Below are 14,152 nucleotides of genomic sequence, written 5' to 3'. Positions count from 1 at the left end.
CCGCGGTTTTTTAGCAACTGTCCCGCTTGCACAATGACGATGCGATCGTCACCTCTTCCCATTCCTCATCATTAATCCTCGCCAGTAACGCCTGTGCCGCACGTACCCCGATTTCTTTATGCGGAATAGCGATGGTGGTCAGCGGTGGCTGACAGACTTTGCTGACGTCCGAATTACCAAAACCGACCACAGCCAGGTCGTCCGGCACTTTGATTCTTCTGCGCTGACATTCATACAGCGCACCGCAGGCGAGATCGTCTGACACACATACCAGCGCGTCGAGTTCAGGCCAGGCCAGCAGAAACTCAGGCAGTTGCTGGGCTCCGGTAGAAAAACAGGCTGGTTCCGCGGCATTAATCACCCGGTGCGGCGACATGTGCGCTTTCAGCATCGCTTTTCGCCAGCCCTGTAAATGCTGCTGGAAAATCCACTGTTCCTGATTAGCGCACAGCATGCCGATGTTCTGGTAACCCTTTGCCACCACGGTCTGCGTCAGCTGAAACATCGCCTCGACGTAATCAATACCAATATTCATATCGATAGGTGAATCGGTTAGCGCACCGATTTCCAGAACCGGAATGGTCAGATTATCAAGCCATTGCCTGACATTCGCGGAGTGCTCGACGGAAAGCAAAATAGCCGCCGCCAGATTGTAGGACAGCAGCGTTTCCAGCAGTTTTTCTTCACGCTCCATCCGGTGCTGGGACTCGGCCAGCATGATCTGGTATCCCGCCGGTTGCAGCACTTTCTGCAATCCGGCAAACATCTCCGCGCAGCCAGATTCAGACAGGCTGGGCACAATCATCGCAATGGTATTGGACGAGGCAGAAGCCAGTGAACTCGCGGCCTGATTAGGCAGATAACCCAGCTGACTGACGGCTTCTTCGATTTTTTCCCGCAGCTTGTCGGAAACCTGCTCCGGCGTTCGCAGCGCGCGGGAAACGGTCATGCTGCCTACGCCTGCCAGCTGCGCGACATCCGCCAGTGTGACTCTTCCGGTACTGCGTCTTTTCTTGTTAATGGACATTCACGATCCTGACCTTAACTGCGCATCTTGCGCACAATGTATACCTGCTGGCATAACGAAAAAGCGGGCCGCAGCAGGACCGGCATAACGGGAACTACGGCAGAATTCGGTAAATTATCGGCAATTTCCTGACAAAGTATACCGTTATTTGTGCCAGCCGCTGGCCGGTGATACCGCAGCGCGATTATTTTTGATAGCGCTATCACAGATCTCAATGATAGAAGTTTGGTAGCGCTATCTTTGTGAGTTGTGTCACAGATGTTAACGCTACCGCTGAAGTAGAGTCTGGATCGTTGGTGCGGTCTGGGGGAAATTTGACCGGCCATCTTCAAAAATATAACGGAGCATCACTATGCTGAATGATTGGCTGACATCTGAACGAATTCAGATCAGAACGGATATCACGGACTGGCGGCAGGCAGTGGAAGTGAGCGCTGAGCCACTGCTGAAAGAAGGGACAATTACCCCGGATTACCTGACCGCAATTTTTGCGCAGCGGGAAAAGCTGGGGCCGTATTTTGTTCTGGCACCGGGCATCGCCATGCCACATGCCAGACCGGAAGAGGGAGCTAATGGACTGGGGTTATCGCTGGTGACGTTACCGCAGGGGGTGAAATTTAATTCAGAGGATAACGATCCGGTGTATACGGTCGTCATGTTGTCCGCACCTGATAAGCACAGTCATATTGAGCTAATTTCTGAGCTGGCTGAATTATTTTCCAGTGATGAAGATATGCAGAAAATCCATCAGGCGAAAAGCATCAGTGAAATACAGGATGTGATTTCCCGCTATTAATTTGAGTTAATACCGTCACAGGGAAGATCATTCCAATCAGGAAATATAAACAGTCAGAGGCCTGAATACGGGCAACTGATACGCTATGTACGCATTCAAAAACAGATAAAGAACAGGTGAATAAAATGAAAATTATGGCGATTTGCGGTTCCGGTTTAGGCAGCAGCTTTATGGTTGAAATGAACATTAAAAAAGTGCTGAAGAAACTGAATATTCAGGCGGATGTTCAGCACTCTGATTTGTCTTCTGCCATTCCCGGTGAAGCCGACCTGTTCGTGATGGCGAAAGACATCGCTGCCAGCGCCAGCATCCCGGAAAATCAGTTAGTGGTGATCACTAACATTATTGATATCAATGAACTTGAAACCAAACTGATTGCGCATTTTGAAAAACACCCAGTGTCCTGACGTCACTGAATAACCCTACAAATAAAACAAATAGACAAACGAGGTGGATATGTTTATCCAGGAAACGCTCAAGTTTGTGGTTGATATATTAAAAGTGCCTTCCGTACTGGTGGGGCTCATCGCATTAATCGGCCTGGTCGCGCAAAAGAAAAACTTTTCTGATGTGGTCAAAGGTACGGTAAAAACAATACTGGGCTTTTTAGTATTGGGCGGTGGTGCTACGGTATTAGTCGGCTCTCTTAATCCATTAGGTGGTATGTTTGAACACGCCTTTAATATCCAGGGTATTATTCCAAATAACGAAGCCATTGTTTCCATCGCGCTGGAGAAATTCGGTGCGCCGACCGCTTTAATCATGGCGTTCGGTATGGTGGCAAACCTGATTGTGGCGCGTTTCACACGACTGAAATATGTCTTCCTGACCGGACATCACACGTTCTATATGGCCTGTATGATCAGCGTCATTCTGACCGTTGCCGGTTTTGAAGGGGTTGCTCTGGTCTTCACCGGTTCCCTGACGCTCGGCCTTATCATGGCGTTCTTCCCGGCGCTGGCGCAGCGTTATATGCGCAAAATCACCGGCAGCGATGACGTGGCGTTCGGCCATTTCGGCACCATCGGTTACGTCTTATCAGGCTGGATCGGCAGTAAAGTTGGCAAAGGTTCACGTTCTACGGAAGAAATGAATCTGCCGAAAAACCTGAGCTTTCTGCGCGACAGTTCCATTTCAATCTCCCTCACCATGATCATTATCTATCTGATCATGGCGGTGTTCGCTGGTCAGGTCTTTGTTGAAGCGACCTACAGCGCGGGCCAGAACTATCTGGTGTACGCCATCATCATGGCTATTACCTTTGCGGCGGGTGTGTTCATCATTTTGCAGGGTGTGCGTCTGATCCTTGCAGAAATTGTCCCGGCATTTGTCGGCTTCTCTGAAAAACTGGTGCCGAATGCCCGTCCGGCGCTGGACTGTCCGGTGGTTTATCCGTACGCACCGAATGCTGTGCTGATTGGCTTCCTGTTCAGTTTCCTCGGCGGTCTGGTCGGCCTGTTCCTGTTAGGGCAAATGCATCTGGTGCTAATCCTGCCGGGCGTGGTGCCGCACTTCTTCACCGGTGCAACCGCGGGTGTGTTCGGTAATGCCACCGGCGGACGTCGTGGCGCGATGGTCGGGGCGTTTGCTAACGGCGTTCTGATTACCTTCCTGCCGGTTCTGTTGTTGCCGGTACTGGGTGCGCTGGGCTTTGCCAACGCAACGTTCTCTGACGCGGACTTCGGCGTTATCGGCATACTGCTGGGCAATCTGGCGCGCTTCATGTCGAAGGAAGGCATCATGGCGCTGATCGTCGGTATCTTCGCGGTACTGGTTGCCTGGAACTATCTCGGTAAAAAACCGATAGCTGAGAAAGAAGTCACAGAGAAGTAAATCCTGCATCACACCGTTTTTTAACGAATACGTTTTGTAAGACCATCCGGGAAACACTGTCCTGCCTGTTAGAAATAACAGGCCAGGATAAGTGCTCACTAAAATAAGGATCAATGAAGATGAAAGATGTCCAGGAGGTTCGTGATCTGGCCCGCCATATCCGCATCGAGACGCTGAAAATGTTGACCGGTCTGGGATTCGGGCACTATGGCGGCAGCATGTCAGTGGTGGAAACGCTGGCGGTTCTGTATGGCGATGTCATGCGCATCGACCCGAAAAAACCAGACTGGCAGGATCGCGATTATTTCGTGTTATCCAAAGGCCATGCGGGACCGGCGCTGTATGCGACGCTGGCGCTGAAAGGCTATTTCCCGGTCAGTGAATTGCAAACGCTGAACCAGAATGGCACCCGGTTACCGAGCCATCCGGACAGGCTGCGCACCACCGGCGTCGATGCTACTACCGGTTCGCTGGGGCAGGGCGTTTCCATCGCTGCAGGCATGGCGCTTTCGCATAAACTGGCCGGTCGCAGCAACCGTGTATTCTGCATTCTTGGCGACGGCGAACTCAACGAAGGCCAGTGCTGGGAAGCCTTCCAGTTTATTGCGCACCACAATCTGCACAACCTGACGCTGTTCATCGATTACAACAAACAGCAACTTGACGGCACATTAGATGAAGTCATCAAACCGTTTGATCTGGCCGGAAAATTCAGTGCGTTTGGTTTCGATGTTCAGACCATTAAAGGCGATGACATTGTAGCGATAAGCGAGGTGGTGACGCCGGTTCGTCACGCCGAACAGCGTCCGCTGGTGGTGATACTCGACAGTATCAAAGGCCAGGGCGTGAAGTATCTCGAGAAACTGGCGAACTCGCACCATCTGCGGTTAACCCCGGATGTGAAACTGGAAATCGAAAACGCTATCGCTGAGCTGGAGGCCACCCATGTTTGAAGTCTCTCTGGAATTACAAAAAGATGCGGTGGAAATGCGTAAAGTCTACGCCAATACCGTGCGTGAAAAGATTGTGGAAAATACGCCGATTATCGCGCTTGAAGCCGACCTGATGAGCTCGATGGCGATGGACGGCGTGCATAAAGATCATCCTGATCATGTGATTAACTGCGGCATTATGGAAGCCAACGTGATCGGCGTTGCAGCAGGTTTGTCGCTGACCGGTCGCGTGCCGTTTGTGCATACTTTTACCGCATTCGCCAGTCGCCGCTGTTTCGATCAGCTGTTTATGTCGCTGGATTATCAGAAGAATAACGTCAAAATTATCGCGTCAGATGCGGGCGTCAGCGCCTGTCATAACGGTGGCACGCATATGTCGTTTGAGGATATGGGCATCGTGCGCGGGCTGGCGAATTCCGTAGTCATGGAAGTGACTGATGCGGTGATGTTCCGCAATATCCTGTTGCAGCTGATGGATCTGAAAGGTTTCTACTGGGTACGCACTATCCGCAAACAGGCCACGCAGGTTTATCAGGAAGGGGCGACGTTTACCATCGGCAAAGCTAATCTGCTGCGGGACGGTACTGACGTTACGCTGATCGCCAACGGGATTATGGTCGCAGAAGCGCTGAAAGCGGCAGAAATGCTGGAGCGTGAAGGCGTCAGTGCGGCAGTCATCGACATGTTCACCCTCAAGCCGATTGATAGAGACATTATCATCAAATACGCCGCGAAAACGGGCAAAATTGTGACCTGTGAAAACCACAGTATTCACAACGGGCTGGGATCGGCGGTAGCGGAAGTGCTGGTGGAAAACCAGCCGGTGCCGATGCGCCGTGTGGGCGTGAAAGAGCGTTACGGTCAGGTAGGGACGCAGGAGTTCTTGCAGCAGGAATATGGCCTGACGGCTGAACATATTCTTGAGGCCGCGAAAAGGTTGCTCTGAGATTTACCGAAAAAAAGACAAAAAAAACGCCGGACATTAAGCCCGGCGTTTTGCGTTCAGAAGCTTTACGCTCAGAGGTTCTGGCTTATTTAGCCGTAACCGCAGCTTCTGCCTGAGCAGACTGAATCGCGGTCAGTGCCACGGTGTAGACGATATCGTCTACCAGTGCGCCACGGGACAGGTCGTTAACCGGTTTACGCATACCTTGCAGCATCGGCCCGATAGAGACCAGATCCGCAGAGCGCTGTACCGCTTTATACGTGGTGTTACCGGTGTTCAGGTCAGGGAAGATGAACACGGTCGCTTTACCCGCAACCGGCGAGTTTGGCGCTTTGGATTTTGCAACGTCAGCCATGATTGCGGCGTCGTATTGCAGCGGACCATCGATGATAAGATCAGGACGTTTTTCCTGGGCCAGACGGGTCGCTTCACGCACTTTCTCGACATCGCTACCTGCGCCGGAGTTACCGGTTGAGTAGGAGATCATCGCAACGCGTGGTTCGATACCAAATGCCGCTGCGGAATCCGCAGACTGGATAGCGATTTCAGACAGTTGCTCAGCGGTTGGATCTGGGTTGATCGCACAGTCGCCGTATACCAGAACCTGGTCAGGCAGCAGCATGAAGAACACAGAAGAAACCAGTGAGCTGCCCGGCGCGGTTTTGATCAACTGCAACGGTGGGCGGATGGTGTTTGCGGTGGTGTGAACCGCACCGGAAACCAGACCATCAACGTTACCTTGTTCCAGCATCAGCGTGCCCAGAACCACGTTGTCTTCCAGTTGCTCACGCGCAACCACTTCGGTCATGCCTTTGCTTTTACGCAATTCAACCAGACGTGCCACGTATTCTTCGCGCACAACAACCGGATCAACGATTTCGATGCCTTTACCCAGCGTCACACCCTGAGCCGCTGCAACGCGTTTGATCTCGTCAGGATTACCCAACAGAACGCATTCCGCGATACCACGTTCAGCACACAGCGCTGCCGCTTTCACGGTGCGTGGCTCGTCGCCTTCTGGCAGAACGATGCGTTTACCGGCTTTACGGGCCAGTTCGGTCAGCTGATAACGGAAGGCTGGCGGAGACAGACGACGTGAACGCTCGGAGTGGGCGCTCAGGGAATTGATCCAGTCAGCATTGATGTGAGACGCCACGTACTGCTGCAGTTTCTCTACGCGCTGATGGTCATCTGCAGGAACTTCCAGGTTGAAGCTTTGCAGGCTCAGGGACGTCTGCCAGGTGTTGGTATCTACCATGAAGACTGGCAGGCCGGTCTGGAAGGCGCGTTCGCACAGGCTGTTGATGCGCTCATCAATTTCGTAGCCGCCGGTCAGCAGGATCGCACCGATTTCTACGCCATTCATGGCGGCCAGACAGGCTGAAACCAGCACGTCCGGACGGTCAGCAGAAGTGACCAGCAGGGAACCCGGACGGAAATGCTCCAGCATATGAGGAATGCTGCGTGCGCAGAAGGTCACGGATTTCACGCGGCGGGTTTTGACGTCGCCTTCGTTGATGATGCGGGCGTTCAGGTGCTTGGCCATGTCAATTGCGCGAGTGGCAATCAGCTCGAAGCTCCATGGAATGCAACCCAGAACCGGCAGCGGGCTGTTGGCGAACAGCTGAGTCGGGTCGATATTTGCCACGCTGGCTTTGGTTGAATCATCAAAGATTTCAGACAGATCAGGACGGGTACGACCCTGATCATCAACCGGTGCATTCAGTTTGTTAATGATAACGCCGGTGATGTTTTTATTTTTGCTGCCGCCGAAGCTGGAACGGGCCAGTTCGATACGTTCTTTGAGTTGCGCAGGAGAATCATTGCCCAGCGCCAGAACGAAGACGATTTCTGCGTTCAGGGTTTTAGCGATTTCATAGTTCAGCGCGTTGGCGAACTGGTGTTTACGGGTTGGCACTAAACCTTCTACCAGCACCACTTCTGCGTCTTTGGTATTTTCATGGTAACGCGCGATGATCTCTTCCATCAGCACGTCCTGCTGGTTGGAGCTCAGCAGCGTTTCAACGTGGCTCATTTTCAGCGGTTCAGCTGCAGTCACGGTAGAGTTAGCACGAATGATGGTGGTGGTCTGGTCAGGAGCATCGCCGCCAGCACGCGGTTGAGCGATTGGCTTGAAGATGCTCAGGCTGACGCCTTTTTGTTCCATGGCACGGATCACGCCCAGGCTGACGCTGGTCAGACCAACGCTGGTGCCTGTAGGGATCAACATAATTGTACGGGACACGGCTAAACCTCTTTAACGGTTGCCAGGCAGGGACATTCGCAGGTTTGTGCAAAGGGGATAATGATCAGCATAAGCGCGATGATTATCCTGCGCGGTGCGTCCAAACGGGCGGCGTTTGCCTTTGAGTGAAAAATTGCCCGCATGACGCGGGCAGTCTTGAATCGATTATGCAGTCAGACGCGCGGCGTCTTGTGCAATCACCAGCTCTTCGTTGGTCGGGATGACCAGAGCGGTGCGGGTGCCTTCTTTATTGATCGCGCCGGATTTGCCGAAACGGGCAGCCAGGTTGCGTTCGTGGTCAACTTCAAAGCCCAGCAGGCCCAGTTTAGCCAGAGACAGTTCGCGAACCATTGCGGCGTTTTCACCGATGCCGCCAGTGAATACCACGGCGTCGAGACGGCCTTCCATCAGTGAAGTATATGCACCGATGTATTTCGCCAGACGATGGCAGAACACGTCCATTGCACGTTTAGCATCCGCTTTGGTGGTGTAGTTGTCTTCCACATAACGGCAGTCGCTGGTGACTTCGGTCAGACCCAGCAGGCCAGATTCTTTGGTCAGCATTTTGTTGATTTGATCAACACTCATGCCCAGAGAATCATGCAGATGGAAGATGATAGCCGGGTCGATGTCACCGCTACGCGTACCCATCACCAGACCTTCCAGCGGGGTCAGACCCATGGAGGTGTCTACACATTTACCGTTACGGATGGCGCTGACAGAACCGCCGTTACCCAGGTGGCAAGTGATCAGATTCACTTCTTCCACTGGCTTGTTCAGCATTTTTGCGGCTTCCTGAGTCACATAGAAGTGACTGGTGCCGTGTGCGCCGTAACGACGGACATGGTGATCTTTATACAGGCTGTACGGCAGGGCGTAGAGATAAGACTCTTCCGGCATGGTCTGATGGAAAGCGGTGTCGAAAACGGCAACGTTTTTATCAGCCAGTTTAGGGAAAGATTTCAGCGCTTCATCGATACCGATCAGGTGAGCCGGGTTATGCAGCGGTGCAAACGGGATAGATTCTTTGATACCTTCGATGACAGCGTCGTTGATCAGCATGGACTTGGTCAGCTTTTCGCCGCCATGAACGATGCGGTGGCCGATTGCAACCAGCTCTGCGGACAGCTCAGGTTTTTTGCTCAGAATGTTGTTAACGATAAACTTCAGCGCTTCACTGTGTGCGGCACCCGCACCTAAAGCGGCTTCTTCTTTGCCACCGTCCATTTTCCATTTAATGCGTGCTTCTGGCAGATGGAAACATTCGGCTAAACCTGAAATGTGTTCTTCGCCGTTTGCAGCATCAATGATGGCAAACTTAAGGGAAGAACTACCACAGTTAAGAACCAGTACAAGCTTACTCGACATGGAAGTACCTATTTATTGTTGGTGCTGTTTAAGAAAAACAATACACGTGGTTAATAAATCGTCAATCTGACATCAAGCGTAGCGCATAATGGCGGTGACAATTATGATTAACATCATGCCGGAGAGCCAAAACCGGCATGATGATGAAAAAGCTGGAGAATCGCCGGGCTCTAGTTGTTCAAGCCCTCTGATAACAGGGGAATAATCTGTGCACGGGCACAAAGTATCTCTGTTATGCGCCTTCAGGATGTTACTAATCAGTAAAAACACTAACAAAAAATACAATAACTAATTACAAAACCACCCAGAGCAAGGCACTATGCTTAATATAGGGAGCAAACATTGCAAATTACCGTTTGTATCCCAACTTTATTATGATGTCGTTGCCTGAGAGGGTTGCGAGGCTGCGATAGAATACCGACAGTGTCAGTAAAAACAAAATATATTTTATCGTGGTAAACTCCAGTTTGTGTTTTACAACTATTTTTTAAATTTTATACGTGAAGTTGAGGTGCAGATATGACGAGTAAGCCAACAGGCTCCGTAAGCTGGTTTCAGATCTTCCAGCGCGGACAGCACTATATGAAGACATGGCCGTCAGATAAGCGCCTGGCTCCTATGTTTCCGGAGAACCGCATCTCTACGGCCACCCGTTTTGCCGTGCGTATTATGCCGCCGGTGGCTGTATTTACCCTGACGTGGCAAATTGCCCTCGGTGGTCAGCTCGGGCTGGCGGTAGCTACAGCGATTTTTGCCTGCAGTTTGCCAATGCAGGGCTTGTGGTGGCTCGGTCGGCGTTCCGTGACGCCTCTGCCTCCTGGTTTACTCGGCTGGTTCCATGATGTGCGCAATAAGCTTGCAGAAGCCGGGCAAGCGCTGGCACCGATTGAAGGCACCCCGACCTATCAGTCTTTAGCTGACGTGCTTAAACGCGCGTTCAAGCAACTCGATAAAACATTTTTAGACGATCTGTAAGCCTGATTTCTCCACTGACCCTGTCAGCCATCATCTATAGTCTTTCATAAGTTGCATGACACCGGAGGAAAGTCCCCTCCGGTGATTATTTCAGATGAGATCCCGACTCAAATCAAAGAATGGTGTGCTTGCGATTTCGCAGAACTTTGCGCTATGCCATGCTTTGCTCATTATGCAGACATGAGGATTTTCACGATGGAAATGACTAACGCTCAACGCCTGATTTTATCGAATCAATACAAAATGATGACCATGCTGGATCCCGATAATGCGGAACGGTATCGCCGGTTACAGACGGTAATTGAACGCGGTTTTGGTTTGCAAATGCGCGAGCTGGACAGAGATTTCGGTGAGCTGCCGGAAGAAACCTGTCGCACAGTGATTAATATTATGGAAATGCACCATGCCATGCAGGTGTCATGGACCAATCTTAAAGATACACAGGATTTGGATCGTCGCCGTATTGATTTCCTTGGTTTCGATGCCGCCACTGAATCCCGTTATTTAAGCTATGTTCGTTTTATGGTGAATACCGAAGGGCGTTACACTGACTTCGATGCAGGCACGCATGGCTTTAACTCGCAGACCAAAATGTGGGATAAATACCAGCGTATGCTGGCGGTATGGCAATCGTGCCCGCGTCAGTACCATCTGAGTGCGGTAGAGATCGCGCAAATCATTAATGCTTAATGCGAAATAACCAAAGGGGAATTGCCTGTGGAGTGCAAAGGTTTCTTGTTCGACCTTGATGGGACGTTAGTGGATTCATTACCGGCAGTTGAGCGTTCATGGATTAACTGGGCGCTCAGTTGGGGAGTCAATCCTCAGGATGTTCTGGCGTTCATTCACGGCAAACAGGCGATTACTTCCTTACGTCATTTCATGGAAGGCGAAAGTGAAGAAACGATTCAGAAAGAGTTTCTAAAACTGGAACAAATTGAGGCGACCGACACTGAAGGCGTCACTGCGCTTCCCGGCGCGCATTTACTGTTAAGCGAGCTCAACCGCCAGAACATTCCCTGGGCGATTGTGACCTCCGGTTCAATGCCTGTCGCCAGCGCCCGTCATAAAGCGGCGAACTTGCCAGAGCCCGAAGTGTTTATTACTGCGGAGCAGGTGAAACACGGCAAACCTCAACCGGATGCCTATCTGCTTGGCGCAGAACGTTTAGGTCTGGCACTGGAAGATTGTGTTGTTGTCGAAGATGCCGCTGCGGGCGTGATGGCCGGTCTGGCTGCGGGCTGCAAAGTCATTGCGGTTAATGCGCCTGATGACACTCCGGGCATTGAAAACGTTGATTTTGACCTGTCGACGCTGGAAATTCTGCTGGTCAGCAGTTCCGGCGAAGGCGTAAAAGTCAGCCTGCGTTAAGTACAGAAAAAACACAGTTTCCTTCTTTAAATTGATATAAACCTCGCTTATGCGGGGTTTTTTTATGCCATTCTGATACCCGTCCTGCCTCTCAATCTCAACGCAAACGGAGTGTGTTTTGACCGGTGAATTATTTTGGGTAGTCACGTTACTTGTTATTGCTATGGTGCTGTTCGCACGCAATACGCTGCGAATGGATATTGTGGCGTTGCTGGTGATCATTGCCTTCGTGCTAAGCGGCACGCTGACCATCAATGAAGCGCTGGCGGGATTCAGTGATCCCAACGTGATTCTGATTGCTGCCCTGTTTGTCGTCGGGCATGGTCTGGTGAGAACCGGCGTGGCCTATCAGGTTGGCGACTGGCTGATGAAAGTCGCCGGTAACAGTGAAACACGGATGCTGGTTTTGCTGATGCTCACGGTGGCCGGTCTCGGTGCTTTTATGAGTTCCACCGGTGTGGTCGCGATCTTCATTCCTGTTGTCATCAGCGTTTCTGCCCGCATGAAAACCTCTCCCGCACGGCTGATGATGCCACTGAGTTTCGCCGGGCTTATCAGCGGCATGATGACGCTGGTTGCGACACCGCCGAATATGGTGGTTAACAGTGAATTGCTGCGTGAAGGATTCGATGGTTTTGGTTTCTTCGGGGTCACACCGGTCGGACTGGTGGTGCTGATCATGGGCGTTGGCTATATGCTGATCGCACGTCGCTGGCTCTCATCCGATAACGCTTTGCAGGATAAACAGCGCTGGAAACGCCGGACTTTTCGCGATTTGATCCGCGACTATCGTCTGACCGGCCGGGCGCGAAGGGTAACAGTCCGCCCCGGTTCTCCGCTGGTCGGACGCACGCTGGATGATTTACACCTGCGTTCGCGTTATGGCGCAAATGTGGTGGGCATTGAACGCTGGCGGAAGTTTCGCCGTGTGATGGTCAGCGCGACAGGGAATACCGAACTGTTTGCCCGCGATGTCTTGCTGCTTGATATGTCCGATTCCGGCATATCATTCAGGCAGTTTTGTACCGATGAAATGCTTGAGCCGATGGTGTTACGCGGCGAATATTTCTCTGAACAATCGAGAGATGTCGGTATGGCCGAAGTGTCGTTAATCCCTGATTCCGAGTTATTAGGCAAAACACTGCGCGACGTGGCTTTCCGTTCGACCTATGGCCTGAACGTTGTTGGCATCCGCCGTCAGGGGGAAGCGCTCGAAGGCAGACTGGTGGATGAGGAATTACAGCTGGGCGATATGTTGCTGGTGATTGGTGACTGGAAACTTATCCGCCAGCTTCAGCAACAGATGCATGATTTCATCGTGCTGAATCTTCCTGCTGAAGTGGACGAAGTCGCACCTGCGCTGAGCCAGGCACCTCATGCGCTGTTTTGCCTGGCGCTGATGGTCGCGCTGATGCTCACCGACGACGTGCCCAATGCGATTGCCGCCATTATCGCCTGCATTCTGATGGGCAAATTCCGCTGCATTACGATGGAAGGTGCTTATAAAGCCATTCACTGGCCTAGCCTGCTGTTAATCATCGGGATGATGCCTTTTGCGCTGGCGCTGCAAAAAACCGGCGGTGTGGCGTTGATAGTGAAGGGGTTGATGGAAGTCAGCGGCGGTTACGGCCCTTATATGATGCTGCTGAGTTTGTTCATTCTCTGCGCGGGGATCGGGCTGTTTATTTCCAATACGGCGACTGCCGTGCTGATGGCGCCGATCGCGATTGCAGCGGCGCATCAGATGGGCGTGTCGCCTTACCCGTTCACCATGATCATCGCGATTGCCGCGTCTGCTGCCTTTATGACACCGGTGTCGTCACCAGTGAACACGCTGGTGATGGTGCCGGGTAACTATAAATTCGGCGACTTTATCCGCATCGGCGTGCCTTTTACGTTGCTGGTGATGGTCGTCAGCGTGTTTCTGGTGCCAGTGCTTTTCCCGTTCTGATCACATCGGGGAATCGAGGCTGATCTCATCCAGTGACAGACTGAAGCTCGGAATAAAGACTTCCATAAAGTAGTCCATTTCCGGGCTTTTTCTGTCTGCCAGCGTTTTTTCCAGGCGTGCCTTTGCCAGGGTGAATTCATTGTTTCCCGCAGACAGCTCTTCAAGACATTTCAGATAAGCACACAGTGCGTCAGCCTGTTTGACCGTCAGCTTTTCATCTTCAGTGTAATAATGCTCGTCAATCAGCGGGCGGAAATCTTCCTGCAATTCCTTCGGCAACATTTCAATCAGCTTTTGCTGAGCAATTTTCTCAATCTTTTTGTATTCATGCGCAATTTGCGGATTGTAATACTTGATAGGCGTTGGCATATCGCCGGTCAGCACTTCACTGGCGTCATGATACATCGCGAGCAGGGCAACGCGTTCAGCGCTCAGATTGCCGTTAAATTTACGGTTCTTAATGACAGCTAAAGCGTGAGCCACGAAGGCAACCTGCAGGCTGTGCTCAGAGACATTCTCTGTGCGGACATTGCGCATCAGCGGCCAGCGGCTGATCAGTTTGAGGCGGGAAAGATGGGCGAAAAAATGACTCTGATTCATAGCACTCTCAATAACAACGGTGAATGAGCGTCCATTGTGAGCAGTGCGGGGCAGTGATGTAAATAGGCGAAAGAGAAAAGGGCGCAG

The 14,152-nt window shown here is 51.8% G+C and carries 13 protein-coding genes; 9 read left to right on the top strand and 4 right to left on the bottom strand.

Translation table 11 applies throughout. The annotated features are described in order from the left end of the window. Positions 1-10: 10 nt before the first annotated feature. Positions 11-1,027 (bottom strand): LacI family DNA-binding transcriptional regulator, encoded by a 1,017-nt coding sequence (locus tag EC840_RS12640; protein ID WP_113877039.1) that lies wholly within the window; start codon positions 1,025-1,027, stop codon positions 11-13. Between the two features lie 352 nt (positions 1,028-1,379). Here EC840_RS12640 and EC840_RS12635 point away from each other — a divergent pair, with 352 nt between their 5' ends. The 5 genes from EC840_RS12635 to EC840_RS12615 all read left to right on the top strand — a co-directional run bounded on the left by EC840_RS12635 (position 1,380) and on the right by EC840_RS12615 (position 5,555). After that, on the top strand, positions 1,380-1,823 hold the full coding sequence (locus EC840_RS12635; protein ID WP_132965581.1) for a PTS sugar transporter subunit IIA: 444 nt from the start codon (positions 1,380-1,382) through the stop codon (positions 1,821-1,823). Positions 1,824-1,948: 125 nt separating this feature from the next. Next, positions 1,949-2,230, top strand: a complete 282-nt coding sequence (locus EC840_RS12630) for a PTS sugar transporter subunit IIB (protein ID WP_013574575.1) — start codon at positions 1,949-1,951, stop codon at positions 2,228-2,230. A 49-nt stretch (positions 2,231-2,279) separates the two neighbouring features. Further along, the gene (locus EC840_RS12625; protein ID WP_132965579.1) at positions 2,280-3,656 is read left to right on the top strand and encodes a PTS ascorbate transporter subunit IIC; all 1,377 of its coding nucleotides are present in this window, start codon (positions 2,280-2,282) and stop codon (positions 3,654-3,656) included. A 119-nt stretch (positions 3,657-3,775) separates the two neighbouring features. Next, positions 3,776-4,609, top strand: a complete 834-nt coding sequence (locus tag EC840_RS12620; RefSeq protein ID WP_132965577.1) for a transketolase — start codon at positions 3,776-3,778, stop codon at positions 4,607-4,609. Then, complete coding sequence (locus EC840_RS12615) at positions 4,602-5,555, top strand: transketolase family protein (RefSeq protein WP_132965575.1); 954 nt, start codon at positions 4,602-4,604, stop codon at positions 5,553-5,555. Before EC840_RS12620 ends, EC840_RS12615 begins: the two co-directional genes overlap by 8 nt. Positions 5,556-5,640: 85 nt before the next feature. On the opposite strand, the gene pta is transcribed toward EC840_RS12615, so the two are convergent. Both pta and ackA read right to left on the bottom strand, forming a co-directional pair. Next, positions 5,641-7,785, bottom strand: coding sequence for a phosphate acetyltransferase (gene pta / locus EC840_RS12610; RefSeq protein WP_192878640.1), 2,145 nt, complete (start codon positions 7,783-7,785; stop codon positions 5,641-5,643). Positions 7,786-7,965: 180 nt separating this feature from the next. Next, positions 7,966-9,168, bottom strand: a complete 1,203-nt coding sequence (gene ackA, locus EC840_RS12605) for an acetate kinase (RefSeq protein ID WP_112289913.1) — start codon at positions 9,166-9,168, stop codon at positions 7,966-7,968. 519 nt (positions 9,169-9,687) lie between these two features. On the opposite strand from ackA, the gene yfbV reads away from it, so the two are divergent. From yfbV to EC840_RS12580, 4 genes are all read left to right on the top strand, one after another. After that, complete coding sequence (gene yfbV, locus EC840_RS12595) at positions 9,688-10,143, top strand: terminus macrodomain insulation protein YfbV (protein WP_112289915.1); 456 nt, start codon at positions 9,688-9,690, stop codon at positions 10,141-10,143. A gap of 195 nt (positions 10,144-10,338) precedes the next feature. Then, positions 10,339-10,833, top strand: a complete 495-nt coding sequence (locus tag EC840_RS12590) for a YfbU family protein (RefSeq protein ID WP_013574583.1) — start codon at positions 10,339-10,341, stop codon at positions 10,831-10,833. Between the two features lie 27 nt (positions 10,834-10,860). Continuing rightward, positions 10,861-11,514 (top strand): sugar phosphatase, encoded by a 654-nt coding sequence (locus EC840_RS12585; protein ID WP_132965573.1) that lies wholly within the window; start codon positions 10,861-10,863, stop codon positions 11,512-11,514. 118 nt (positions 11,515-11,632) lie between these two features. Next, positions 11,633-13,465, top strand: coding sequence for an SLC13 family permease (locus tag EC840_RS12580; RefSeq protein ID WP_112289919.1), 1,833 nt, complete (start codon positions 11,633-11,635; stop codon positions 13,463-13,465). Here EC840_RS12580 and yfbR read toward each other — a convergent pair whose 3' ends face one another. Then, positions 13,466-14,065: a 5'-deoxynucleotidase gene (gene yfbR / locus EC840_RS12575; protein ID WP_112289921.1), complete on the bottom strand. Its 600-nt coding sequence runs from the start codon at positions 14,063-14,065 to the stop codon at positions 13,466-13,468. It lies immediately after the preceding gene. Positions 14,066-14,152 lie beyond the last annotated feature (87 nt).

This window comes from Rahnella sp. JUb53, assembly GCF_004346065.1.
GTDB classification, from domain to species: Bacteria; Pseudomonadota; Gammaproteobacteria; order Enterobacterales; family Enterobacteriaceae; genus Rahnella; species Rahnella variigena.
This window is presented reverse-complemented; position numbering and strand designations above follow the sequence as displayed.

What these genes read in the sequence shown, in the direction of transcription:
- EC840_RS12640 (WP_113877039.1), bottom strand. Translation starts at nt 1,027, where the DNA reads ATGTCCATTAACAAGAAAAGACGCAGTACCGGAAGAGTCACACTGGCG.
- EC840_RS12635 (WP_132965581.1), top strand. Translation starts at nt 1,380, where the DNA reads ATGCTGAATGATTGGCTGACATCTGAACGAATTCAGATCAGAACGGAT.
- EC840_RS12630 (WP_013574575.1), top strand. Translation starts at nt 1,949, where the DNA reads ATGAAAATTATGGCGATTTGCGGTTCCGGTTTAGGCAGCAGCTTTATG.
- EC840_RS12625 (WP_132965579.1), top strand. Translation starts at nt 2,280, where the DNA reads ATGTTTATCCAGGAAACGCTCAAGTTTGTGGTTGATATATTAAAAGTG.
- EC840_RS12620 (WP_132965577.1), top strand. Translation starts at nt 3,776, where the DNA reads ATGAAAGATGTCCAGGAGGTTCGTGATCTGGCCCGCCATATCCGCATC.
- EC840_RS12615 (WP_132965575.1), top strand. Translation starts at nt 4,602, where the DNA reads ATGTTTGAAGTCTCTCTGGAATTACAAAAAGATGCGGTGGAAATGCGT.
- pta (WP_192878640.1), bottom strand. Translation starts at nt 7,785, where the DNA reads ATGTTGATCCCTACAGGCACCAGCGTTGGTCTGACCAGCGTCAGCCTG.
- ackA (WP_112289913.1), bottom strand. Translation starts at nt 9,168, where the DNA reads ATGTCGAGTAAGCTTGTACTGGTTCTTAACTGTGGTAGTTCTTCCCTT.
- yfbV (WP_112289915.1), top strand. Translation starts at nt 9,688, where the DNA reads ATGACGAGTAAGCCAACAGGCTCCGTAAGCTGGTTTCAGATCTTCCAG.
- EC840_RS12590 (WP_013574583.1), top strand. Translation starts at nt 10,339, where the DNA reads ATGGAAATGACTAACGCTCAACGCCTGATTTTATCGAATCAATACAAA.
- yfbR (WP_112289921.1), bottom strand. Translation starts at nt 14,065, where the DNA reads ATGAATCAGAGTCATTTTTTCGCCCATCTTTCCCGCCTCAAACTGATC.